This window comes from Pseudomonas sp. Z003-0.4C(8344-21) (assembly GCF_900104975.1).
Classification (GTDB): Bacteria; Pseudomonadota; Gammaproteobacteria; order Pseudomonadales; family Pseudomonadaceae; genus Aquipseudomonas; species Aquipseudomonas granadensis.
Window position 1 is genome coordinate 1953269 of sequence record NZ_LT629756.1, and the last position, 23486, is coordinate 1976754.

Here is a 23486-nt window from a genome sequence, read left to right on the forward strand (position 1 = left end):
CGAGCTAACGCTCATTGTTGAGTGGTTAGAAGCGGGGGGTAGGATTGGGATTTGTGGCGTGGCTGCCCCTCACCCCAGCCCTCTCCCGGAGGGAGAGGGAGCCGACCTATGTTGGCTTCGAAATCGCGTACGGCTCGATATCCCAAGTCGGCGTAGTTCTCGCATCCACCTCGGTCAGTCCCCTCTCCCTCCGGGAGAGGGCTAGGGTGAGGGGCTTTTGATCTTTATCGGTGAGTCCGCAGCCAAAAGCCAGCGTTATGTTCGCCTGTTAAACCACCAAAAAAAATGCCCGCATGGCATCACCATGCGGGCGTTTTCATGAGCAGGACAATCTCAGTGCTTGCTGTCCTGCGCGGACATCGCCATCAGTTGCTTTTCCTGGTTCCAGTCGAACGGTTCGTCGTTCTGTTCGGCTTCGAAGCGACGCTCTTCGAGTGCCTGGTACAGGTCGATCTCTTCGTCGGACAGGTAATGCAGGCAGTCGCCAGCGAAGTACCACAGCAGGTCGCGCGGGATGAGGTGGGCGATTTGCGGGTAGCGGGAGATCACCTGGGTCAGGATGTCCTGGCCAAGATATTGGCTTTCGATAGGATCGATCGGCAAGGACGCCAGCAGTTCGTCGAAGCGCTCGAGGAACAGGGCGTGGCTTTCTTCGGGCACCTGTTCGGCCTCACCTACGGCGACCAGGATACTGCGAAGGTGGTCGAGCAATACAAGATGATCGGCAACGACGTTGGACACGAGATAAGTCCTCAAGAGCAAAACGGGCGCGGGAGTATAAAGCCCCCGCGCCCGTTTTTCACAGATTAAACGCTGTACGGCAGCAGAGATCAGCGGACTTTGCCCTCGGCCAGCGCCAGTTCTTCCTTGTCGAAATCATCGACATCGATCACTTTGCGTCGTGCGGCTTCGGCGTCGCGCAGGTTTTGCGCTTCTACCGGTTGCAGTACGCCGGCCTCCAGTGCCGCGTCGATGGCATGTTCGCCGGCGACCGGTTTGACCTGACCGCTTTTCAGCGAGGTGTGCAGCTTTTTGTGCAGTGGCTGCGCGGCATGCAGCAGATCGCTGGCGTGTTGCAGCGCGCCGACCGCGTCGTCTGGGGATTGCGGGCGGTAGCAGCCGGCGAGGAGTTGTTCCAGCGCCGGATCGCCCTTGGCGCGACCGATGACTCCCGCCACTTCGGCGCCGAGCTTGTCCGACGGGCCTGTGTGGCGACGACCGAACGGGAAGACGATGACCCGCAACAGACAGCCGAACACTTTGTTGGGGAAGTTGCGCAGCAGTTCATCGAGTGCTCGTTCCGACTGGCCAAGACTTTCTTCCATGGCCCAGCGTAGCAGCGGCTCCATATAGGCCGGCGAGTCGAGGTCGTGATAACGCTTGAGCGCGGCGGAGGCCAGGTACAGGTTGCTCAGCACATCGCCGAGGCGCGCCGACAGGCGTTCGCGGCGTTTCAGTTCGCCGCCCAGCAGCATCATGCTGAAGTCCGCCAGCATGGCGAACGCCGCAGCCTGACGGTTGAGCGCACGGAAGTAGCCTTGGCTGATCTTGTCGCCCGGTGCGTGTTCAAAGTGACCCAAGCCCAGGTTGAGCACCAGGGTACTGGCGGCATTGCTGATGGCGAAACCGATGTGTTTGAGCAGCAGGCCGTCAAACTCTTTCAGCGCCTGGTCCTTGTCCTCGCGGCCGGCCAGGGCCATTTCCTTGAGCACGAACGGATGGCAGCGGATCGCGCCCTGACCGAAGATCATCAGATTACGCGAGAGGATGTTCGCGCCTTCGACGGTGATGAAGATCGGCGCGCCGTTCCAGCTGCGCCCCAGGTAGTTGTTCGGGCCCATGATGATCGCCTTGCCGCCATGCACATCCATGGCGTGGCTGATGCACTCGCGCCCGCGTTCGGTGAGGTGATACTTGAGGATCGCCGACAGCACCGAAGGTTTCTCGCCCAGATCCACCGCATTGGCCGTGAGCATGCGCGCGGCGTCCATCATCCATGCGTTGCCGCCGATGCGTGCCATGGCCTCCTGAATACCTTCGAAAGCCGACAGCGGTACGTTGAACTGTTCACGAATCTGTGCGTATTGTCCGGTGACCAGACTGGTGAATTTGGCCGCACCGGTGCCGACTGCTGGCAACGAGATCGAGCGGCCGACCGACAGGCAGTTCATCAGCATCATCCAGCCCTTGCCGAGCATTTCCTGGCCGCCAATCAGGTAGTCCAGCGGGATGAATACGTCTTTGCCGGAGTTCGGCCCGTTCATGAATGCCGCGCCCAGCGGCAGGTGACGACGACCGATTTCGACACCGGGGGTGTCGGTCGGGATCAGCGCCAGGCTGATGCCGAGGTCTTCCTTTTCGCCGAGCAGATGCTCGGGGTCATAAGCCTTGAAGGCCAGGCCTAGAAGTGTCGCGACCGGGCCCAGGGTGATGTAGCGCTTTTCCCAGTTCAGGCGCAGGCCGACAACTTCCTCGCCTTGCCACTGGCCTTTGCAGATGATGCCAGTGTCGGGCATGGCACCGGCGTCGGAGCCAGCGAGCGGGCCGGTGAGGGCGAAGCACGGGATGTCATCGCCACGGGCCAGCCGTGGCAGATAGTGATTGCGTTGTTCGTCAGTGCCGTAATGCAGCAGCAGTTCGGCCGGGCCGAGGGAGTTCGGCACCATTACCGTGGAGGCGAGGTCGCCGCTGCGGGTCGCCAGTTTCATCGCCACTTGCGAGTGAGCGTACGCGGAGAAACCTTTGCCACCGAATTCCTTGGGAATGATCAGGGCAAAAAAGCCGTGTTCCTTGATGTGTGCCCAGGCTTCAGGCGGTAGATCCATCGACTGGCCGATCTGCCAATCAGTGACCATTGCACAAAGTTCTTCGGTCGGGCCGTCGATGAAAGCTTGCTCTTCTTCGCTCAATTGCGCCTTTGGATAGGCCAGCAGTTTGTCCCAGTCCGGACGCCCGCTGAACAGTTCGCCATCCCACCACACGGTGCCGGCGTCGATCGCATCGCGCTCGGTCTGCGACATCGGCGGCAGGGTTTTCTGGAACCAGTTGAACAATGGCGCAGTGAAATGCTGGCGGCGCAGGTCAGGCAGCAGCAAGGGGGCGGCGATCAGCGCCAGCACTACCCAGAACAATGCCAGCAACCAGCCCGGTGCATGACTGAAGATGCCCATCGCCACCAGGTAGACGGCAACGATGCCTAAGGCAGGCAGAGGGGCGATGCGCCGGTGAGCGAGATACGCCACACCAACGATCAAAACCAGTATCCACAACAACAGCATATTCAGTCCTCCGTGAACCAAGGCAAATCGACCCTCCAGAGCTTAGACGGCATCTGTAAAAGCGGGTGGTCAGACCAAGGTGATTGAAATCGTGGGAAACCCCGGATGGTTTTCGTAGGTTCGGTGGGCAACACGTGTGGGAAATCGTTCGCCGATCCCGCGGCTTTGCTTCCAGGTTTGGCCGAAACGTCGTTATCTCTGTGCTCAAGCTGTCGCTAGACTCGTGACTCATCCAGGAGATTGCCGTCATGCACGAGTATCTGAGCCCCGGCCGCTTCATCGATAGTGACCACCCGGCAGTGGTGGAGTTCGCAGAGCAGCATCGCGGCGCCAGCCAAGATCCGCGTGAGCAGGCAATCGGTCTTTATTACGCCGTGCGCGAAGCAGTGCGCTACAACCCCTACACGTTCAGCCGCGACCCGCAGACCTTGCGCGGCAGCCATGCATTGGCGACAGGCGAAAGTTATTGCGTGCCCAAAGCTACGCTGCTGGCTGGCTGCGCCAGACACTGCGGGATTCCGGCGCGCATTGGTCTGGCCGATGTGCGCAATCACCTGTCGACGCCGCGTCTGCTCGAGTTGCTGAAAAGTGACCGATTCGCCATGCATGGCTACACCGAGTTCTTTCTTGATGGCCGCTGGGTCAAGGCTACGCCGGCGTTCAATCAGCAATTGTGTGAGCTGTTCAATGTCGCGCCGTTGGAATTCGACGGCGTCAATGACAGCGTTTTTCACCCGTACAACCGTGATGGCGCGCTGCTGATGGAATATCTGGTCGATCACGGCCAGTTCAGCGATGTGCCGGAAGCGTTCTTCTTCGAGCATCTGCAAAAATGCTATCCGCACCTGTTTACCGATCAGCAACCGGCGTTACTGGGTGACATGCTCAGTGATGTGAGTGCTCGCTGATCCGGCGTATGCTGGCCGTCCACGCATTTGCAAAGAGGCGGTCATGCTGAAGATCTGGGGACGGAAAAACTCATCGAATGTCAGGAAAGCGTTGTGGGCGGCCGAGGAGCTTGGCCTGGCTTACGAGGCGATCGATGCCGGTGGCGCGTTCGGTGTGGTCGATACGCCGGAATACCGCGCGATGAATCCGAATGGCCGGGTACCGGTAATCGAAGACGAAGGTCTGGTGCTGTGGGAATCCAACGCCATCGTCCGTTATCTGCTGGCCAGACACGCGCCCGACAGCGCCTGGTATCCGGCGGATCCGCGCACCCGCGCCACCGCTGACAAATGGATGGATTGGACCAGCTCGAGTTTTGCCGGGCCGTTTCGCACAGTGTTCTGGGGCGTGTTGCGTACGCCCGCCGAGAAGCAGGACTGGGCGGCGATCAATGCCGCGATCAAAGAGTGCGATGAGTTGTTGAACATGGTCGACCATGCCCTGATCAGCCAGCCTTACCTCTCCGGCAATGAAATCGGCATGGGCGATATCCCGCTCGGCAGCTTCATTTATGCCTGGTTCGAAATGCCCATCGAGCGCGCACCACAACCCCATCTGCAAGCCTGGTACGAGCGCCTGAAACAGCGTCCGGCCTATCAGAAAGCGGTCATGACCGCGTTGACTTGATAATTACTATCGACACACTTGACTGTACTTGTGCGGCGTCGGCAAGCACCATTGCGAACTTGCGCCGCGGTTGTTTCCCTCGCCGCTCGCCCTTATTTATTCTTTTCTCCCCTTCATGGTGCGTAAATCCGATATGAGTTCCGCTCTGTCCATCCGGCAGCTAACCAAAACCTACGGCAACGGGTTCCAGGCCTTGAGTGGTATCGATCTGGACGTCGCCGAAGGTGACTTCTTCGCCTTGCTCGGCCCCAACGGCGCCGGCAAATCCACGACCATCGGCATTCTCTCGACCCTGGTCAACAAGACCAGCGGCACGGTGAATATCTTTGGCCACGACCTGGACAGGAACCCGGCCGCGCTCAAGCGCTCGATCGGCGTGGTGCCCCAGGAATTCAACTTCAACCAGTTCGAAAAGACTTTCGACATCGTCGTGACCCAGGCCGGTTACTACGGCATCCCGGCGAAAATCGCCAAGGAACGCGCCGAGCAGTACCTGACGCAATTGGGCCTGTGGGACAAGCGCGATGTGCCGTCGCGTTCGCTGTCCGGCGGCATGAAGCGGCGCTTGATGATCGCTCGCGCCTTGGTGCACGAGCCGCGGCTGCTGATCCTCGACGAACCGACTGCCGGTGTCGACATCGAGCTGCGCCGGTCGATGTGGACCTTCCTCACCGAACTGAACCAGAAAGGCATCACCATCATCCTCACCACGCATTATCTGGAGGAGGCTGAGCAGTTGTGCCGCAACATCGGCATCATCGACCACGGCACGATTGTCGAGAACACCAGCATGCGCCAACTGCTCGGTCAGTTGCATGTGGAAACCTTCCTGCTCGATCTCAAGGGCGATCTGGCGGCCGCGCCACAACTGGTCGGTTACCCGTCGCGGCTGATCGATGCGCACACGCTGGAAGTGCAGGTCGACAAGTCGATGGGCATTACTGCGCTGTTCGGCCAATTGGCTTTGCAGAATATCGAAGTGCTGAGCCTGCGTAACAAAACCAATCGCCTTGAGGAGTTGTTCGTGTCTCTGGTGGAGAAAAATCTGTCGAAGGTGGCGGTATGAGTTCTGAGTTCGGTCCCAACCTCGTCGCCTTGCAGACCATCGTTTACCGCGAGGTCAAACGCTTCATGCGGATCTGGCCGCAGACCCTGCTGCCGCCGGCGATCACCATGGTTCTGTACTTCGTGATCTTCGGTAACTTGATCGGCCGGCAGATCGGCGACATGGGTGGCTTCACGTACATGGAGTACATCGTGCCGGGGTTGATCATGATGTCAGTGATCACCAACTCCTACGGCAACGTGGTTTCGAGTTTCTTCGGCAGCAAGTTCCAGCGCTCCATCGAAGAACTGATGGTCTCGCCGGTTTCCCCGCACACCATTCTGATCGGCTTCACCATTGGTGGCGTATTGCGTGGTCTGGCGGTGGGTTTGATCGTGACGATCCTGTCGCTGTTCTTTACCGATCTGCAGGTGCACCACTTGGGTGTGACCATTTTGGTGGTGGTGCTGACGGCGACGATTTTCTCGCTGCTGGGCTTCATCAATGCGGTGTTTGCGCGAAACTTCGATGATATTTCGATTATTCCGACGTTCGTGTTGACGCCCCTGACTTACCTGGGCGGGGTGTTTTATTCGATCACGCTGTTGCCGCCGTTCTGGCAGACGGTGTCGCTGGCGAACCCGGTGCTGCACATGGTCAATGCCTTCCGCTACGGCATTCTGGGGGTCTCGGATATCCGCATCGGTATCGCGATCACTTTTATGCTGGTGGCGACGGTGGTGTTGTATCTCGGTTGTGCGCGGTTGCTGGTGAGTGGGCGGGGGATGCGTACCTGATCTGAGGCTGGCTCCCACAGGGTCCGGTGTCGCTCACAATTCCTGAGTACAGCCGCTGTTAATGTGGGAGCTTGCCTGCAAGCGATGACTTTCTTTCAGGCGGTGAATTTTGGGTACATATCCGTTGCTGCGGTAACGGCTGCTTAGGGTTCCGCCCTTACGGCGGGTCACCTTTTTCAAACGCCAAAAAGGTAACCCAAAAGGCTTGCTCCTGCGTTCGGCCCTCGCAAGCTCGGGTTCCTTCGCTCCGGGACTGATCCGGGCGCAGCGGCTACGGTTTGCTGCGCTGCACCTCCTTCCGCTGTGTCTGGCTGCGCCAGACGGTCGCTGCGCTCCCACGCCCGGATCAATCCCTGCGCTCAGCCTTCCGACGTCGCCGGTGGATCAAGATCAAAAGCAGGCGAGCTGACACTCGGCCTATTGAGTGGTGAGAAGCGTCGCATGGCTTTGAATTTGTGGTGTGGCTGCCCCTCACCCCAGCCCTCTCCCCCTGGAGAGGGAGCCGATTTTGGTTGGCTTCGAAATTTTCGTTCGACTCGGTATCGCATGTCGGCGTAAGTCTTCAAGCCAACACGATCAGTTCCCTCTCCCTCTGGGAGAGGGCTAGGGTGAGGGGCTTTTGATTTTCAGCTGATTTCAAGCCCCAGGCTTCAACGTCGCCGGTGGATCAAAATCAACAGCCTGCGAGCTGATACTCGACCTGAGGGTGGCCGCGGTTTTTTGTGGGAGCTTGCCTGCAAGCGATGGCGCCACCCCAGACACTGCAATAAAAAACGGCCTCCCACTCGGAGGCCGTTTTTGCATTCATTTCTGCCGGCTTTTCTTGCGCCGAGCCCATTGTCGGGCGACCCACCAGCGCCAATACATCATTACAACGCAGTAGGCGAGTGCGCCGAGCGCCAGTCCGACCACCACCGACCCAAGCAAAAACGGTTGCCACAGCGTCGACAGTTCCCCGCTGATCCATTCCCAGGACAGCTCGTCCGGCAGGTGTCGCGCGGGTACGTCCATCAACCATGCGCCGGCCTGATAGGTGCAGAAGAACACCGCGGGCATGGTGATCGGGTTGGTCAGCCACACCAGGCTGACGGCGATCGGCATGTTTCCGCGTACGAAGATTGCCAGTGCGGCGGCCACCAGCATTTGCGCCGGAATGGGCAGGAATGCGGCAAACAGGCCGACCGCCATCGCTCGGGCGACCGAGTGACGGTTGAGGTGCCAGAGGTTCGGGTCATGCAGCAACTTGCCGAGAAAGCGTAAGGATTTGTGTTCCCTGATGCTCGTCGGGTCGGGCATGTAACGTTTGAATAAGCGCCGGGGCATAAGGCTTCTCGGTCGGTTAAGGCGGCAAGTATGTCTGGATTCTACGAACCGCCCATTCAGACTTTGTGACAATTATTGACGGCGCGGGTGCCCGACACCCGCTATGCCTAGGTGTGGGACTCTCAAGGACGGGCTGATGCGCACAGGGATGATGGCGCTGGCAGTCGGTTTGCTGGCCCCGGTTTTTATGCCGGCGTTACCGCCGGTCTGGTTGATGCTGTTGATGCCGGTGGTGGCGCTGATGCTGTTACCGTTTCGCAGTTATCCGTTGGCGTTCGTGCTGTTCGGGTTCGCCTGGTCCAGCGTCGCGGCGCAGTGGGCTCTGGATGATCGTCTGGCGTTGAAGCTTGACGGTGAAACCCGCTGGCTGGAAGGACGCGTCGTCGGGCTGCCGCAAAACAGCGATGGCGTGGTGCGCTTCGAGTTGGCTGACGCGCGGTCGCGGCACGAAAAACTGCCGGCGCGAATGCGCCTGGCCTGGTACGCCGGGCCGGCGGTCAACAGCGGCGAGCGTTGGCGTCTGGCGGTGAAACTGAAACGCCCGGGTGGCTTGCGCAATCCCGATGCCTTCGATTTCGAGGCCTGGCTGCTGGCGCAACGCATCGGCGCGACTGGCACGATCAAGGATGGCCAGCGCCTGAGCGAGGCGCGCTGGGCCTGGCGTGACAGCGTTCGGCAGCGTTTGCTGGGGGTGGATGCGCAAGGCCGCAGCGGCGCGTTGGCCGCGCTGGTGCTGGGCGATGGCTCCGGACTGAGTCGCGAGGACTGGCAGATCCTGCAGGACACCGGCACCGTGCACCTGCTGGTGATTTCCGGCCAGCACATCGGCCTGCTGGCGGCGGTGATGTACCTGCTCGTCGCCGGGCTGGCGCGGTATGGGCTGTGGCCGCTGCGCTGGCCGTGGTTGCCATGGGCCTGTGGTCTGGCCTTTGCGGCGGCGCTGGGCTATGGCCTGCTCGCCGGATTCGATGTGCCGGTGCAGCGGGCCTGCGTGATGGTCGGGCTGGTGCTGTTATGGCGTCTGCGTTTTCGCCATCTCGGGGCATGGTGGCCGCTGTTGCTGGCGTTCAATGGGGTGTTGTTGCTCGACCCGCTGGCCAGTCTGCGTCCGGGTTTCTGGTTGTCGTTCGCGGCTGTGGCAGTGTTGATCTTCACCTTCGGCGGTCGTCTCGGGGCCTGGCACTGGTGGCAGACCTGGACGCGCGCGCAATGGCTGATCGCAATCGGCCTGTGCCCGGTGCTGCTGGCCCTGAATCTGCCGATCAGCGTGAGCGGGCCGTTGGCCAATCTGCTCGCGGTCCCTTGGGTCAGTCTGGTGGTGTTGCCGCCAGCGTTGCTCGGGACGCTGTTGTTGCCAGTGCCGTATGTCGGCGAAGGCTTGCTGTGGCTGGCGGGTGGCTTGATCGATTGGCTGTTTCGCGGGCTCGCGGTGATTGCCGGGCAATGGCCTGCGTGGATTCCCGGCTCGTTACCCAGCGTGGTCTGGCTGCTCGGCAGCCTCGGCGCGGTGCTGCTGTTGTTGCCGCGTGGGGTGCCGCTGCGTCCGCTGGGCTGGCCGCTGTTGTTGCTGCTGGCGCTGCCGCCGCGCGAGCGACTGACGGACGGTATCGCCGATGTCTGGCAACTGGACGTCGGTCAAGGTCTGGCGATCGTGATCCGCACGCGGCATCACACGCTGCTGTACGACGCCGGGCCGCGGTTTGGTGAGTTCGATATCGGCGAACGCGTAGTCTTGCCTGCGTTGCGCAAGTTGCGCGTGGAAAAACTCGACCTGATGCTGCTCAGCCACGCCGACGCCGATCACGCCGGCGGTGCGCTGGCCGTCTCCCGTGGTTTGCCGATCAATCGCGTGATCAGTGGTGATCCCGAGGGATTACCTCAACTGCTGAACGCCGCTGCCTGTGAGTCAGAACAGCAATGGCAGTGGGACGGGGTCAGTTTTCAGCTCTGGCAATGGGCAGACGCCCGCAACAGCAATCAGCGCTCTTGCGTGTTGCAGATCGAGGCCAATGGCGAGCGGCTGCTATTGACCGGTGATATCGACAGTCACGCCGAACGGCTCCTGCTCGACGGACCGCTGGCGGTGCCGACCCAATGGCTGCAAGCGCCGCATCACGGTAGCCGCAGTTCATCGTCGATGGCGCTGCTCAAGGCATTGCAGCCGCACTCGGTACTGATCTCTCGCGGCCACGGCAATTCCTTCGGCCATCCCCATCCGACGGTGCTGGCGCGTTACCGCAAACAGCGGCTGCGTATCTACGACAGCGCCGAACACGGCGCCATTCACCTGCAACTGGGAACCTTCCAGTCCGCGCAAACCCTGCGTCACCAGCGGCGGTTCTGGCGGGATCCGCCGGCACTGGCCCGCTGATCGGCGCGTGGGCGGCGGTGGCATTACGGTCGTCGGGGCGGCGGGCCTTAATCGGCAATCGGTATGGTAAAGTGGCGCACTTTTTCGAGGGGACTGTCACTGTGTGGGAATTGGTCAAATCCGGCGGCTGGATGATGTTGCCGATCATTCTGAGTTCCATCGCGGCCATGGCGATTGTCGCCGAGCGCCTGTGGACCCTGCGCGCCAGCCGCGTCACTCCCGAGCATCTGCTGGGCCAGGTCTGGGTCTGGATCAAGGACAAACAGCTCAACAAGGAAAAACTCAAGGAGTTGCGCGCCAACTCGCCGCTGGGTGAAATCCTTGCTGCTGGCCTGGCCAATTCCAAGCATGGTCGCGAGATCATGAAAGAGTGCATCGAAGAGGCCGCCGCCCGTGTCATTCATGAGTTGGAGCGCTACATCAATGCGCTCGGCACCATCGCTGCGATGGCGCCGCTGCTCGGTCTGCTCGGCACCGTGCTGGGCATGATCGACATTTTCAGCGCGTTCACCGGTACCGGCATGACCACCAATGCCTCGGTCCTCGCCGGTGGTATTTCCAAAGCGCTGATCACCACGGCGGCGGGCTTGATGGTCGGTATCCCGGCGGTGTTCTTCCACCGTTTCCTGCAACGCCGCATCGATGAACTGGTGGTCGGCATGGAGCAGGAAGCGATCAAACTGGTGGAAGTGGTGCAGGGCGACCGTGACGTCGACCTGGCCGAGGGCAAAGCGTGAAATTCCGTCGCAAGCCCCGGGAAACCGTGGACATCAACCTCGCGTCGCTGATCGACGTGGTGTTCATCCTGTTGCTGTTTTTTGTGGTGACCACCACGTTCACCCGCGAAACCCAACTGCGCGTCGATCTGCCGGAAGCGGTCAGTGGTTCGCCGGCCGAGGACCAGCAGGTCAAGCAACTGGATATCGCGATCAGCGCCGAAGGTGTGTTTTCGGTGAACAACAAGGTCCTGCCGAAGAACGATCTGGCGACGCTGATGGACGCCATGCAGAAAGAAGCCAACGGCGACACCAGCATGCCGTTGTCGATCAGTGCTGACGGCAAGGCCCAGCATCAATCCGTGATCACCGCCATGGACGCGGCCGGCAAGCTCGGTTTCAGCCATCTGCGCATGACCACGGTCGAGGCGGCGCCCAAATCCTGATGAGCCTGTCCGATCGCTTGCTTGCTGCGTGGTATGCGGGTCACCCGGCCCTGACGCTGTTGCGGCCGCTGGAAATGCTCTACCGCCGGGTGGTGGTCAACAAGCGCCAGCGCTTTCTCGACGGTGAGGGCACGATCTACCAGCCGCCGGTGCCGTTGATCGTGGTCGGCAACATCACTGTGGGCGGTACCGGCAAGACGCCGATGATTCTCTGGCTCATCGAACATTGCCGTCAGCGTGGTTTGCGCGTCGGCGTGGTCAGCCGTGGTTACGGGGCCAAACCTGCGCAACTGCCGTGGCGCGTCGAGGCCGATCAGACGGCCGATATTGCCGGTGATGAACCGCTGCTGATCGTCCAGCGCACCGGCGTGCCGCTGATGATCGATCCCGATCGCAGCGCCGCCGTCAAAGCCTTGCTTGCCAGCGAACCGCTGGACCTGATCCTCTCCGACGACGGCATGCAGCATTACCGCTTGGGGCGGGATCTGGAACTGGTGCTGATCGACGCGGCACGCGGTCTCGGCAATCAACGCTGCCTGCCGGCGGGCCCCCTGCGCGAGCCGGTCGAGCGCCTGCAAAGCGTCGACGGCGTGCTGTACAACGGCGCCAGCGAAGATCGCAAGGACGGTTTTGCCTTTCGCCTGCAACCCACTGCACTGGTCAATCTGCGCAGCGGCGAGCGCCAGCCGCTCGAACATTTTGCGCCCGGTCAGGCGGTGCACGCCGTGGCCGGGATCGGCAATCCGCAACGTTTCTTCAATACGCTCGAAGCGCTAGACTGGCGCGCAATCCCCCATGCGTTTGCCGACCACGCCGAGTACAGCGTGCAAGCCTTGAATTTCACCCCGTCATTGCCGTTGGTGATGACCGAAAAGGACGCGGTGAAGTGCCGCGCCTTTGCTGCTGCCGATTGGTGGTATCTGGCGGTCGATGCGCTGCCGTCGCCGGCCTTCGTGGCCTGGTTCGACACGCAACTGATGCGCCTGTTGCCCGATCGGCTATTGCCTTGACTGTTTATTTATCTGGGAATGCTCATGGACACCAAACTGCTCGACATCCTCGCCTGCCCTGTGTGCAAAGGTCCGCTCAAGCTCAGCGCTGACAAGACCGAACTGATCAGCAAGGGCGCTGGCCTCGCGTACCCGATCCGCGACGGCATCCCGGTGATGCTGGAAAGCGAAGCCCGCACCCTGACCACCGACGAGCGCCTGGATAAATGAGCACTGCCTTCACCGTTGTGATCCCCTCGCGCTATGCCTCGACGCGTCTGCCGGGCAAGCCGCTGCTGGATATTGCCGGCAAGCCGATGATCCAGCACGTCTGGGAGCAGGCGAGCAAAAGCAGCGCCACCCGTGTGGTGGTGGCGACTGACGATGCGCGCATCGTCGAGGCCTGCAAGGGCTTTGGTGCCGAAGTGGTGCTGACCCGTGAGGATCACAATTCCGGCACTGATCGTCTGGCCGAAGTCGCCGCGAAGCTGGGCCTCGAGCCCGATGCGATCGTGGTCAACGTGCAGGGCGACGAGCCGCTGATTCCACCCAGCGTGATCGATCAGGTCGCGGCCAATCTTGCCGCCCACACCGAAGCGCGCATGGCCACACTGGCCGAGCCGATCGAAGACGTGGAAACCTTGTTCAACCCGAATGTGGTCAAGGTCGCCAGCGACATCAATGGCCTCGCGCTGACCTTCAGTCGCGCCACCTTGCCATGGGCCCGCGATGCGTTCGCCAAAAGTCGCGAGCACCTGCCGGAAGGCGTGCCATACCGCCGCCACATCGGCATCTACGCCTATCGCGCCGGGTTCCTCCAGGACTTCGTCAACTGGGGCCCATGCTGGCTGGAAAACACCGAATCCCTCGAGCAACTGCGTGCACTGTGGCACGGCGTGCGCATTCACGTCGCCGATGCGTTGACCGCGCCGCCGACCGGTGTCGACACCGTCGAAGACCTCGAACGCGTTCGTCGCCTGCTGGGGGCCTGATGCGCGTTCTGTTCGTGTGCCTGGGCAACATTTGCCGTTCGCCCACCGCTGAAGGTGTGTTGCGTCACAAGCTGCGAGCAGCGGGGCTGGCGGATCAGGTCGAAGTGGCCTCCGCCGGCACCGGTGACTGGCATGTTGGCAACCCGCCAGACAAGCGCAGCCAGGCTGCAGCCAAAGTGCGCGGCTACGACTTGTCGCTGCAACGTGCGCAGCAGGTCAGCCGCGCCGATTTCGCCAGTTACGACCTGATTCTGGCCATGGACAACAGTAACCTGCGCAACCTCAAGGCGTTGCAGCCGGCCACCGGCAAGGCCGAACTGGATCTGTTCCTGCGCCGCTATGCCGGGCTGGTCGACGAAGTGCCCGATCCGTATTACGACGGCGATCAGGGCTTCGAGCAGGTGCTGGATCTGATCGAAGCAGCCTGTGACCAACTGTTGATCGAAGTGAAGGGGCGCTTATGAGTCTGCCGGTGCAAGCGCAGGTTTCCCTGAAACCGTTCAACAGTTTTGGCGTTGAGGTGCGTGCGCAACTGTTCGCCGAAGCCCACAGCGACGACGATGTCCGTGAAGCGCTGGCCTATGCCACGGCGCACGACGTGCCGCTGTTGGTGATCGGCGGCGGCAGCAATCTGCTGCTGACGGCGGATATTGTGGCGCTGGTCCTGCGCATGGCGACGCGTGGGATCCGCGTACTCAGCGATGACGGCAGCCGCGTGGTCATCGAAGCTGAGGCCGGCGAACCATGGCATCCGTTTGTTTTGCATACGCTGGCGCTGGGGTTTTCCGGTCTGGAAAACCTCAGCCTGATTCCCGGCACGGTCGGCGCGGCGCCGATGCAAAACATTGGTGCTTACGGCGTTGAGATCAAGGACGTATTTGCCGGCCTCACTGCGCTGGATCGGCAGACCGGCGAATTGCGCGATTTCAGCCTCGAAGAATGCAACTTCGCTTACCGCGACAGCCTGTTCAAGCAGCAGCCGGGACGCTGGCTGATTCTACGCGTGCGCTTCAAGCTTGATCGCGGCGCGCAGTTGCATCTGGAATACGGCCCGGTGCGCCAGCGCCTGACCGAACAGGGCATCGAGCAGCCAACGCCGAGCGATGTCAGCCGCGCGATCTGCAGCATCCGCAGCGAAAAACTGCCCGACCCTGCGGTGCTCGGCAATGCCGGCAGCTTCTTCAAGAATCCACTGGTATCCGCGGCGCAAGTCGCGCAGATCAAGCAGGAACATCCGGACGTCGTGGCGTATGCGCAGGCAGACGGGCAAATGAAGCTCGCCGCTGGCTGGCTGATCGAACGCGCCGGCTGGAAAGGTTTTCGCGACGGTGACGCCGGCGTGCACAAGTTGCAGGCGCTGGTGCTGGTCAACTACGGCAACGCTACCGGTCTGCAACTGCTGAGTCTGGCGCAGCGTATCCAGAAAGACATTGCCGAGCGGTTCAATGTCGAGCTGGAAATGGAGCCCAATCGGTATTGAGGCAGCTTCAAGCTGCGAGCTTCAAGCGGCAAGCTACAATCTGTTCAGTGAATCAGCTACTGCTTTTACTTGCAGCTCGTAGCTAAAAGCTCGCAGCTAAATAGCCCTGTTTCAGCAGGGCTTTTTTGTTAATGCTGGGTTAACTTAGTCAGCTAACGATACCAACCATTTGCTCCACCAAAGGCCCGGTGCAGACGTTCTGCTCAGCACAAGAGAGCCTGATTAGCCTGAGTCGATCTGCGCGAACCCACCGCTGATTTTCCGGCGGCAGATTGCTCGACCCGATAACCACGAAAAATATGCGGGCGTGCCCATGATTACCCTGAAACTCAACGGTCAAGACCACTCCCTCGATGTCACCGAAGACATGCCGCTGCTCTGGGCGATTCGCGATGTCGCCGGTTACAACGGTACCAAGTTCGGCTGCGGCATGGGCCTGTGCGGCGCGTGCACCATTCATATCGACGGCGCCCCCGCGCGCAGTTGCATCACCCCGATCGGTTCGGTGATCGGGCAGAACGTCACCACCATCGATAACCTGCACGCCGACCCGATCGGCAAAATCGTCCAGCAAGCCTGGCTCGACAGCGCGGTGGCGCAATGTGGTTACTGCCAGGGCGGGCAGATCATGTCAGCCACGGCATTGCTCAAGACCAACCCAAACCCGAGTGACGCACAAATCGAAGAAGCCATGGTCGGCAACATTTGTCGCTGCGGTACATATAACCGGATCAAGACTGCGATTCGCCAGGCCTCCACTCACCTGAAGGAGGCCAAGGCATGAGCCGCCTGCCGAACGATTTCGCCCTGAGCAACCTCAGCCGCCGCGGTTTCCTCAAAGGCGTCGGCGCCACCGGTGCGCTGGTGTTGGCCGCGAGTTGGGGCTGGCAGGACGCGCTGGCCGAAGACAAGCCCAAGCAGTTTGGCGCCGACGGCATGCCCAATGGCTGGATCGACGATCCGAAAGTCTATGTGAGCATTGCCGCCGACGGCACTGTCACCGTGGTCTGCAACCGTTCGGAAATGGGCCAGGGCGTGCGCACCAGTCTCACGATGGTCGTCGCCGATGAACTGGAAGCCGACTGGGCGCGAGTCAAGGTGCAGCAGGCGCCGGGTGATGAAGTGCGCTTCGGCAACCAGGACACCGACGGCTCACGCAGCATGCGCCACTGGTACGAGCCGATGCGCCGTTGCGGCGCGGCCGCGCGAACCATGCTCGAGCAGGCTGCGGCGGCGCAGTGGAAAGTGCCGGTCGGTGAATGCCACGCGCAGTTGCATAAAGTCGTGCACAAACCTTCCGGCCGTGAGCTGGGCTATGGCGAACTTGCCGCGGCTGCCAGTGCCTTGGCCGTACCGGCGCGTGACACCCTGCGCCTCAAGCAGCCGGCGGAATTTCGCTACATCGGCAAGGAAAGCAACAAGGCCATCGACGGTGACGACATCGTCAACGGGCGTGCGGTCTACGGTGCCGACGTGCACTTCGACGGCATGCTGTACGCCACCATTGCGCGCCCGGCGGTGTACGGCGGCAAGGTCAAGTCGCTGGATGACAGCGCCGCACTGAAGGTGCCGGGCGTACTCAAAGTGGTCCGGATCGAACCTCGTCCGTTGCCATCGGAATTCCAGCCATTGGGTGGCGTGGCAGTCGTTGCCAGCAATACCTGGGCGGCAATCAAAGGCCGTGAAGCGCTGAAGATCGAGTGGGACGACGGCCCGAACGCCAGTTATGACTCGATCGCCTATCGCAAGGAGCTGGAAGCGGCGTCGTTGAAGCCCGGCAAAGTGGTGCGCAACACCGGCGATATCGACAAGGCGTTGAGCGGCGCGGCCAGCACCCTGGAGGCGTCTTACTACCTGCCGCATCTGGCGCAGGCACCGATGGAACCGATGGTCGCCATTGCGCGTTTCGACAAGGGCATCTGCGAAGCCTGGGCGCCGAGTCAGGCCCCGCAAGTGACCCGCGAGCGCATCGCCGAACGTCTTGGCGTGCCGTTCGACAACGTCACCTTCAATGTCACCTTGCTTGGCGGCGGTTTCGGTCGCAAGTCGAAGCCGGACTTCGTCGTTGAAGCGGCAATCCTCGCCAAGGAGTTTCCGGGCAAGGCTGTGCGTGTGCAGTGGACGCGCGAAGACGACATCCATAATTCGTATTTCCATACCGTGTCGGCCGAGTACCTCAAGGCCGCCGTCGGCAAGGACGGCATGCCCTCTGGCTGGTTGCACCGCACCGTAGCGCCGAGCATCACCGCATTGTTCGCCCCGGACATGAACCATGAAGCGGCGTTCGAACTGGGCATGGGCTTCACCAACATGGCCTACGCGATTCCCAACGTGCGTCTGGAAAACCCCGAAGCCAAGGTGCACACGCGGGTGGGCTGGTATCGCTCGGTGTCGAACATTCCCCATGGTTTCGCGATCCAGAGTTTCGTCGACGAACTGGCGCACAAGGCCGGCGAAGACCCGCTGAAGTATCAGATCAAACTGCTCGGCGCCGATCGCCAGATCGACCCGCGCACCTTGAGCGAAGAGTGGAACTACGGCGAGTCCCCCGAGCGCTATCCGATTGACACCGGACGCATGCGCACCGTGCTGGAAACCGCAGCGAAGGCAGCCGGTTGGGGGCGCAAATTTCCCAAGGGCCGCGGTCTTGGCCTGGCGGTGCACTACAGCTTCGTCACTTACGTGGCGGCGGTGATCGAAGTCGAGGTCAAGGACGATGGCACGCTGATCGTGCACAAAGCCGACATTGCCGTGGATTGCGGACCGCAGATCAACCCCGAGCGCATCCGCTCGCAGTTCGAAGGCGCCTGTGTAATGGGCCTGGGCAACGCGGTACTGGGTGAAATCAGCTTCAAGGACGGCAAGGTCCAGCAGGACAATTTCCATATGTATGAAGTGGCGCGCATGTCGTTGGCGCCGAAAGAAGTCGCCGTGCATCTGGTTACGCCGCCGGGCGATGTGCCGTTGGGCGGCGTTGGCGAGCCAGGCGTGCCGCCGATTGCGCCGGCCTTGTGCAACGCGATCTTCGCTGCCACTGGTAAACGCATCCGTAACCTGCCCGTGCGCTATCAGTTGCAGGACTGGCAGAAGGCGCAAGCGTAATGGACAGCGTCGATCTGAATGTCCTGCGCAGCGTGCTTGAATGGCGCCGCGCTGGCCAGCGGGTGGTGCTGTTCAGCGTGGTGCAAACTTGGGGCACCGCCCCGCGGTCGCCGGGTGCCATGCTCGCCTTGCGCGAGGACGGCGTGGTGATCGGTTCGGTGTCGGGCGGTTGTGTCGAGGATGACCTGATCGCCCGCCTGCACGATGGTCGCATCGCCATCGATGGCCCGCCGGTGCAGTTGATTACCTACGGCGTGACGCGTGAGGAGGCGGCGCGTTTCGGTTTGCCGTGCGGCGGTACCTTGCGCCTGACCGAGGAGCGCGTTGGCGATCCGGCGTGGGTCGAAGGGCTGCTCGCCCGTTGCGAAGATCACCAGATCGTCGCCCGCGAACTGAACATCGAAACCGGCGAAGTGACGCTTGCGCCCGCCAGTAAAAGCGATTCGCTGGTATTCGATGGCAAGACGTTGCGAGCCATCTATGGCCCGCGCTGGCGTCTGCTGCTGATCGGCGCCGGGCAGTTGTCGCGCTACGTGGCGGACATGGCACGGCTGCTGGATTTCGAAGTGCTGATCTGCGATCCGCGCACCGAGTTCGCCTATGGTTGGGAAGAACAGCATGGGCGGTTTGTACCGGGCATGCCGGATGACGCGGTGCTGAGCATTCAGACCGATGAGCGCACCGCAATTGTTGCGCTGACCCACGATCCGCGTCTGGATGACATGGCCCTGCTGACGGCGCTGGATTCGCCGGCGTTTTACGTCGGCGCGCTGGGGTCGCGGGTCAACAGTCAGAAACGCCGAGAGAATCTGGCTCAGCTAGGCTTGTCCCAAGCGGCCATCGATCGCTTGCACGGGCCGATCGGTCTGCACATCGGCAGTCACTCGCCGGCCGAGATTGCGTTGTCGCTGCTGGCGGAGATCGTCGCGATCAAGAACGGCGTGGAGTTGAAGCAGAAGAAACCGCTGGAGGGTGCATGAGCCGATCCATCGCAGTGATTGTGTTGGCAGCAGGCGAGGGCAGTCGTTTTCGCCAGATTGCCGGTCCCGACAAGGACAAATTGCTCGCTGACTGCACCGGGCGCGATGGCGCGATGCGCTCGGTGATCGAGCAGGTGCTGGTGAGCTTGCCAGCGGAACTCGATAAGCGCGTATTGGTCACGACCGAGGCGCGGCCGCAGGCGATGCGCATGGCCCAGGCTTATGGCTGTGACGTTGTTTCGATCGAGTCGACCGGCATGGGCGACAGTATTGCCGCAGGTGTCGCTGCGTGTGCCGATGCGGATGGCTGGTTGATCGTGCTGGGGGACATGCCGTTTATTCTGTCGTCAAGTACCGAGCGGGTGGTTGCGGCGATGGCTGATGACGCGGTGAGTGTGCCCGTGCTGGGTGGTGAGTTTGGCCATCCGGTGGGGTTTGGGCGTTCGTTTGGCCCGGCGTTGTCCGGTTTGTCCGGTGATCGGGGTGCCAGGCCGCTGTTCGCTCAGGGAAGGGTGGTTGAGGTGGCGGTGGATGATCCCGGCGTGCTTTGGGATGTCGACGTGCCTGAGGCGCTGGTCTTTGCCCGTTCCTGATTCATGCATGGATCCCTTGTAGGAGTGAGCCTGCTCGCGATAGCGGTGGTTCAGCTAAATGTTTGTCGACTGACACTCCGCTATCGCGAGCAGGCTCACTCCTACAGGGGCAGGCATAAATTGAAGGCATAAAAAAGCCCCGCCAGGCTTACACCGGGCGGGGCTTTTTAACGGCTTGGGAAATTACACGAAAGGTTTAGGCTCGTGCTCTTTTTCCTCGGCCTCTTCGCGTTGCTCGACCGCGTCCTGTACGGAACGCGGTGCCTCGGCGATTACTGCTTCAACCGATGCTTCCTCGGCAACCGGGGCAGGTGCTGCCTCGATCACTTCGGTAGCAGCGGCGGGTTCGGCAACCACTGGCGCCGCAGTGGCGGCCAGTTCGGCTTCCTTCTGCAGACGCTCGGCTTCACGCTTGCGACGACGCACTTCACGCGGATCGTTCGGTGCGCGACCGTTTGGCGTCAGAGCGCTGACCGGAGCTGGTGCTTCAACCACCGCGGCTGGCGCTTCGACGACGGCAGGGGCCTCGACAACCGGCGCTTCAACCACTGGCGCCGGGGCCGGCTCGGCGGCCGCGACGACTGGCTCGGAAACCATCGCCTCTGCAACTTCTGCTTCAGCGACTGGCGCTGGCGCTTCGGTCTTCGCAGGCTCGGCAGTCCAGTTGAAGGCAGTCTGCTCTTCGCGCACTTCACGCACGCTTTCGGTTACGGTTTCAGCGACGGTTTCAGTTGCTGGTTCACTGATTGCAACTGGCGCTTCAACAGCAGCTTCTGGTTCAGCGGGCACTTCAACCTGAGGCTGAGCTTCGCGGACCGGGGCCACTTCGATTTCCGGCGAGGCAGTCACCTCCACCGGGGTGTTGGCTTCGACAACCGGCGCTTCGACTGGAGCAGTTTCCAGTGTGGCAGCGGTGGCGCGTTCGGCTTGCTCGTGCGCCTGTGCTTCGGCCGGAGCGCTGATCGCGCTGCTGGCAACGGCGGCGGTGACGGCCAGGCCGGCAGCCAGATCGGCAGTGCTTGGCTCGCCAGCGTTTTCGCCGGATTCGGATTCTTCCGAACCTTCGATCACGTTGCCGTTGGCATCACGCTGACGCTCACGACGGTTGCTGCGACGACGCTGACCGCGCGAGCGACGACGTGGACGGTCGCCTTCGGCGCTGTCCTGACCGTCTTCCGGCAGTTGCTCTTCGTTGCTGATCACTTCTTCTTCGGCGACGGCAGCAGCGGCCTGTTCGGCACGTGGCTGGCGTTCTTCACGCGGCGGACGCGGTGCGCGTTCTTCGCGTGGCTGGCGGGCCGGACGCTCTTCAGTGGTGACGGCGGCGGCAGCGGCTACCGCTGGAATGGCGTCCAGTGGCTCACGCAGTTCACGTACGCGTTCTTCACGCTCGCCGCGAGGCTTGCGGTCTTCACGCGGCGCACGCGGGGCACGTTCTTCACGCGGTGCACGTGGCGCGCGTTCTTCACGGGCGGCCGGCGCTTCGCTGCGAGCTTCGCGAGGCTCGCGTACTTCACGGGCTTCACGTGGCTGACGCTCTTCACGCGGTTCACGTGGGGCGCGTTCTTCACGCGGTGCACGCTCTTCGCGCGGCTTGCGTTCTTCATCGCGGCGACCGTTACGGTTGCGGCTCTGCTGACGACCGTTGCGACGCTCTTCATTGCGCGCCGGACGTTCGGCAGCCGGTTTTTCCACGGCGACCGGAGCGGCAGGCTCTTCCTTGGTGGCGAACAGGCTGACCAGCGATTTCACCAGGCCCTTGAACAGGCTTGGCTCTGGCGCGGCCACCGGGGCCGGAGCAGGGGCGGCTGGAGCGACTTCGGTTGGCACCGGCGCGTTGGCGCGGGCCGGGGCCGTCTTGACCGCGGCTTCCTGGCGAACCAGAGTGCGGGTCGCAGCGGCTGGCTGGACTTCTTCGACTTCGGCAGCGGCGGCAGCGATTTCGTAGCTGGACTGGTTGGTCGCGGCTTCGGGGCTGTCGTCACGCAGACGCTGGACTTCGAAGTGCGGCGTTTCCAGGTGATCGTTCGGCAGAATGACGATACGGGCACGGGTACGCAGTTCGATCTTGGTGATCGAGTTGCGTTTTTCGTTGAGCAGGAACGCAGCGACCGGGATCGGCACCTGGGCACGGACTTCGGCGGTGCGGTCTTTCAGGGCTTCTTCTTCGATCAGGCGCAGGATCGCCAGCGACAGCGATTCAACGTCACGGATGATGCCGGTACCGTTGCAACGCGGGCAGACGATGCCGCTGCTTTCGCCCAGCGATGGACGCAGACGCTGACGGGACATTTCCAGCAGGCCGAAGCGCGAGATGCGGCCGATCTGCACGCGGGCACGGTCGGCTTCCAGGCATTCGCGGACTTTTTCTTCCACGGCGCGCTGGTTTTTGGCCGGAGTCATGTCGATGAAGTCGATGACGATCAGGCCGCCGATGTCGCGCAGGCGCAACTGACGGGCGATTTCTTCGGCGGCTTCAAGGTTGGTCTGCAGGGCGGTTTCTTCGATGTCGCTGCCTTTGGTGGCGCGTGCCGAGTTGATGTCGATGGACACCAGGGCTTCGGTCGGATCGATGACGATGGAGCCGCCGGAAGGCAATTCGACGACGCGCTGGAAGGCGGTCTCGATCTGGCTTTCGATCTGGAACCGGTTGAACAGCGGTACGCTGTCTTCGTACAGCTTGATCTTGCTGGCGTACTGCGGCATCACCTGGCGGATGAAGGTCAGGGCTTCGTCCTGGGCTTCAACGCTGTCGATCAGCACTTCGCCGATGTCCTGGCGCAGGTAGTCGCGGATCGCGCGGATGATCACGTTGCTTTCCTGATAGATCAGGAACGGCGCGGAGCGATCCAGCGAGGCTTCTTTGATGGCGGTCCACAGTTGCAGCAGGTAATCGAGGTCCCACTGCATTTCTTCGCTGCTGCGGCCAAGGCCGGCAGTGCGCACGATCAGACCCATGTCGGCCGGTGCAACCAGGCCGTTCAGCGCTTCACGCAGTTCGTTGCGCTCTTCGCCTTCAATGCGACGGGAGATGCCACCGGCACGCGGGTTGTTCGGCATCAGTACGAGGTAGCGACCGGCCAGGCTGATGAAGGTGGTCAGGGCCGCGCCCTTGTTGCCACGTTCTTCTTTTTCGACCTGAACGATGACTTCCTGGCCTTCGCTCAGGACGTCCTTGATGTTGACGCGGCCTTCGGGGGCTTTCTTGAAGTATTCGCGGGAGATTTCTTTGAGGGGCAGGAAGCCGTGGCGCTCGGAGCCGAAATCGACAAAGGCAGCCTCAAGGCTTGGTTCGATGCGAGTGATGCGGCCTTTATAGATATTGGCCTTCTTCTGCTCGCGTGCACCGGATTCGATGTCCAGGTCGTAGAGGCGCTGGCCATCTACCAGTGCAACACGCAACTCTTCGGGTTGAGTTGCGTTAATCAGCATTCTTTTCATGTAGTACCGTCGGTTTCCGGGCTGCCGGAAACGGCGTTCGGCACACACGACTTCTCACGGTCGGTGTCAGGTGCGTCGGGAGTGGTTGGCCATTCCCGTGTCCAGCGATGTCAGGCCAATTGGGCCGATACCGCGACGTACGCGTCCTGCTTGCTGTGGCTACTTAAGCACTCAGTCAGGAGGAGGAATCAACCAGCGGCTGTGGACGAGATGAAGCGTCTTGATAAAAGCTTGTTGCTACACAGTCCGGCGGTTGTGCATCTCCACCCTACACGTATCCCTGATAATTCGGGTGCTGCCGCGCGCAGAATCCGCAGCGGGTTGGCATTTACCGTGAGCTCCGAAAGGGGAGGTCACG

At 61.7% G+C, this 23486-nt stretch carries 20 protein-coding genes; 16 read left to right on the forward strand and 4 right to left on the reverse strand.

The window, feature by feature from the left end:
• Positions 1-333: 333 nt before the first annotated feature.
• Positions 334-741 carry a PA2817 family protein gene (locus BLU24_RS09025; protein ID WP_090285247.1) on the reverse strand — a complete coding sequence of 136 codons (408 nt, stop codon included), beginning with the start codon at positions 739-741 and terminating at the stop codon, positions 334-336.
• Between the two features lie 89 nt (positions 742-830).
• A complete protein-coding gene (locus BLU24_RS09030; protein WP_093099378.1) occupies positions 831-3278 on the reverse strand; it encodes an acyl-CoA dehydrogenase in 2448 nt (815 codons plus the stop codon).
• A 248-nt stretch (positions 3279-3526) separates the two neighbouring features.
• Here BLU24_RS09030 and BLU24_RS09035 point away from each other — a divergent pair, with 248 nt between their 5' ends.
• The 4 genes from BLU24_RS09035 to BLU24_RS09050 all read left to right on the forward strand — a co-directional run bounded on the left by BLU24_RS09035 (position 3527) and on the right by BLU24_RS09050 (position 6695).
• A complete protein-coding gene (locus BLU24_RS09035; protein WP_093099380.1) occupies positions 3527-4186 on the forward strand; it encodes a transglutaminase-like domain-containing protein in 660 nt (219 codons plus the stop codon).
• 43 nt (positions 4187-4229) lie between these two features.
• A complete protein-coding gene (locus tag BLU24_RS09040; RefSeq protein ID WP_093099382.1) occupies positions 4230-4853 on the forward strand; it encodes a glutathione S-transferase family protein in 624 nt (207 codons plus the stop codon).
• Between the two features lie 133 nt (positions 4854-4986).
• Positions 4987-5919, forward strand: coding sequence for an ABC transporter ATP-binding protein (locus tag BLU24_RS09045; RefSeq protein ID WP_090285239.1), 933 nt, complete (start codon positions 4987-4989; stop codon positions 5917-5919).
• Positions 5916-6695 (forward strand): ABC transporter permease, encoded by a 780-nt coding sequence (locus BLU24_RS09050; protein WP_039760202.1) that lies wholly within the window; start codon positions 5916-5918, stop codon positions 6693-6695. The genes BLU24_RS09045 and BLU24_RS09050 overlap by 4 nt, the downstream gene beginning before the upstream one ends.
• Before the next feature lie 804 nt (positions 6696-7499).
• Here BLU24_RS09050 and BLU24_RS09055 read toward each other — a convergent pair.
• The gene (locus BLU24_RS09055; protein ID WP_093099384.1) at positions 7500-8018 is read right to left on the reverse strand and encodes a DUF2062 domain-containing protein; all 519 of its coding nucleotides are present in this window, start codon (positions 8016-8018) and stop codon (positions 7500-7502) included.
• 136 nt (positions 8019-8154) lie between these two features.
• On the opposite strand from BLU24_RS09055, the gene BLU24_RS09060 reads away from it, so the two are divergent.
• The 12 genes from BLU24_RS09060 to BLU24_RS09115 all read left to right on the forward strand — a co-directional run bounded on the left by BLU24_RS09060 (position 8155) and on the right by BLU24_RS09115 (position 19687).
• Positions 8155-10389 (forward strand): DNA internalization-related competence protein ComEC/Rec2, encoded by a 2235-nt coding sequence (locus tag BLU24_RS09060; RefSeq protein WP_093099386.1) that lies wholly within the window; start codon positions 8155-8157, stop codon positions 10387-10389.
• A 101-nt stretch (positions 10390-10490) separates the two neighbouring features.
• A complete protein-coding gene (locus BLU24_RS09065; RefSeq protein ID WP_167359904.1) occupies positions 10491-11126 on the forward strand; it encodes a MotA/TolQ/ExbB proton channel family protein in 636 nt (211 codons plus the stop codon).
• Entirely contained in the window at positions 11123-11551 is a 429-nt protein-coding gene (locus BLU24_RS09070; RefSeq protein ID WP_090285229.1) for an ExbD/TolR family protein, read from the forward strand. The genes BLU24_RS09065 and BLU24_RS09070 overlap by 4 nt, the downstream gene beginning before the upstream one ends.
• Positions 11551-12561: a tetraacyldisaccharide 4'-kinase gene (gene lpxK, locus BLU24_RS09075; RefSeq protein WP_093099388.1), complete on the forward strand. Its 1011-nt coding sequence runs from the start codon at positions 11551-11553 to the stop codon at positions 12559-12561. The genes BLU24_RS09070 and lpxK overlap by 1 nt, the downstream gene beginning before the upstream one ends.
• Positions 12562-12585: 24 nt before the next feature.
• Positions 12586-12771 (forward strand): Trm112 family protein, encoded by a 186-nt coding sequence (locus BLU24_RS09080; protein ID WP_003179363.1) that lies wholly within the window; start codon positions 12586-12588, stop codon positions 12769-12771.
• On the forward strand, positions 12768-13532 hold the full coding sequence (gene kdsB, locus BLU24_RS09085; RefSeq protein ID WP_093099390.1) for a 3-deoxy-manno-octulosonate cytidylyltransferase: 765 nt from the start codon (positions 12768-12770) through the stop codon (positions 13530-13532). The genes BLU24_RS09080 and kdsB overlap by 4 nt, the downstream gene beginning before the upstream one ends.
• The gene (locus BLU24_RS09090) at positions 13532-13996 is read left to right on the forward strand and encodes a low molecular weight protein-tyrosine-phosphatase (protein ID WP_093099392.1); all 465 of its coding nucleotides are present in this window, start codon (positions 13532-13534) and stop codon (positions 13994-13996) included. The genes kdsB and BLU24_RS09090 overlap by 1 nt, the downstream gene beginning before the upstream one ends.
• Positions 13993-15012, forward strand: coding sequence for a UDP-N-acetylmuramate dehydrogenase (gene murB / locus BLU24_RS09095; RefSeq protein WP_093099394.1), 1020 nt, complete (start codon positions 13993-13995; stop codon positions 15010-15012). Before BLU24_RS09090 ends, murB begins: the two co-directional genes overlap by 4 nt.
• A gap of 313 nt (positions 15013-15325) precedes the next feature.
• Positions 15326-15796, forward strand: a complete 471-nt coding sequence (locus tag BLU24_RS09100) for a (2Fe-2S)-binding protein (protein ID WP_093099396.1) — start codon at positions 15326-15328, stop codon at positions 15794-15796.
• A complete protein-coding gene (locus BLU24_RS09105) occupies positions 15793-18114 on the forward strand; it encodes a xanthine dehydrogenase family protein molybdopterin-binding subunit (RefSeq protein ID WP_093099398.1) in 2322 nt (773 codons plus the stop codon). Before BLU24_RS09100 ends, BLU24_RS09105 begins: the two co-directional genes overlap by 4 nt.
• Positions 18114-19094 carry an XdhC family protein gene (locus BLU24_RS09110; protein WP_093099400.1) on the forward strand — a complete coding sequence of 327 codons (981 nt, stop codon included), beginning with the start codon at positions 18114-18116 and terminating at the stop codon, positions 19092-19094. The genes BLU24_RS09105 and BLU24_RS09110 overlap by 1 nt, the downstream gene beginning before the upstream one ends.
• Positions 19091-19687 carry a nucleotidyltransferase family protein gene (locus BLU24_RS09115; RefSeq protein ID WP_093099402.1) on the forward strand — a complete coding sequence of 199 codons (597 nt, stop codon included), beginning with the start codon at positions 19091-19093 and terminating at the stop codon, positions 19685-19687. The genes BLU24_RS09110 and BLU24_RS09115 overlap by 4 nt, the downstream gene beginning before the upstream one ends.
• A 183-nt stretch (positions 19688-19870) precedes the next feature.
• Here BLU24_RS09115 and rne read toward each other — a convergent pair whose 3' ends face one another.
• Positions 19871-23128 carry a ribonuclease E gene (rne, locus tag BLU24_RS09120; protein ID WP_093099407.1) on the reverse strand — a complete coding sequence of 1086 codons (3258 nt, stop codon included), beginning with the start codon at positions 23126-23128 and terminating at the stop codon, positions 19871-19873.
• Between the last annotated feature and the right edge of the window lie 358 nt (positions 23129-23486).

Coding starts and splice junctions, on each gene's coding strand:
- BLU24_RS09030 (WP_093099378.1), bottom strand. CDS start 3,278: ATGCTGTTGTTGTGGATACTGGTTTTGATCGTTGGTGTGGCGTATCTC.
- BLU24_RS09035 (WP_093099380.1), top strand. CDS start 3,527: ATGCACGAGTATCTGAGCCCCGGCCGCTTCATCGATAGTGACCACCCG.
- BLU24_RS09040 (WP_093099382.1), top strand. CDS start 4,230: ATGCTGAAGATCTGGGGACGGAAAAACTCATCGAATGTCAGGAAAGCG.
- BLU24_RS09045 (WP_090285239.1), top strand. CDS start 4,987: ATGAGTTCCGCTCTGTCCATCCGGCAGCTAACCAAAACCTACGGCAAC.
- BLU24_RS09050 (WP_039760202.1), top strand. CDS start 5,916: ATGAGTTCTGAGTTCGGTCCCAACCTCGTCGCCTTGCAGACCATCGTT.
- BLU24_RS09055 (WP_093099384.1), bottom strand. CDS start 8,018: ATGCCCCGGCGCTTATTCAAACGTTACATGCCCGACCCGACGAGCATC.
- BLU24_RS09060 (WP_093099386.1), top strand. CDS start 8,155: ATGCGCACAGGGATGATGGCGCTGGCAGTCGGTTTGCTGGCCCCGGTT.
- lpxK (WP_093099388.1), top strand. CDS start 11,551: ATGAGCCTGTCCGATCGCTTGCTTGCTGCGTGGTATGCGGGTCACCCG.
- BLU24_RS09080 (WP_003179363.1), top strand. CDS start 12,586: ATGGACACCAAACTGCTCGACATCCTCGCCTGCCCTGTGTGCAAAGGT.
- kdsB (WP_093099390.1), top strand. CDS start 12,768: ATGAGCACTGCCTTCACCGTTGTGATCCCCTCGCGCTATGCCTCGACG.
- BLU24_RS09090 (WP_093099392.1), top strand. CDS start 13,532: ATGCGCGTTCTGTTCGTGTGCCTGGGCAACATTTGCCGTTCGCCCACC.
- murB (WP_093099394.1), top strand. CDS start 13,993: ATGAGTCTGCCGGTGCAAGCGCAGGTTTCCCTGAAACCGTTCAACAGT.
- BLU24_RS09100 (WP_093099396.1), top strand. CDS start 15,326: ATGATTACCCTGAAACTCAACGGTCAAGACCACTCCCTCGATGTCACC.
- BLU24_RS09105 (WP_093099398.1), top strand. CDS start 15,793: ATGAGCCGCCTGCCGAACGATTTCGCCCTGAGCAACCTCAGCCGCCGC.
- BLU24_RS09110 (WP_093099400.1), top strand. CDS start 18,114: ATGGACAGCGTCGATCTGAATGTCCTGCGCAGCGTGCTTGAATGGCGC.
- BLU24_RS09115 (WP_093099402.1), top strand. CDS start 19,091: ATGAGCCGATCCATCGCAGTGATTGTGTTGGCAGCAGGCGAGGGCAGT.
- rne (WP_093099407.1), bottom strand. CDS start 23,128: ATGAAAAGAATGCTGATTAACGCAACTCAACCCGAAGAGTTGCGTGTT.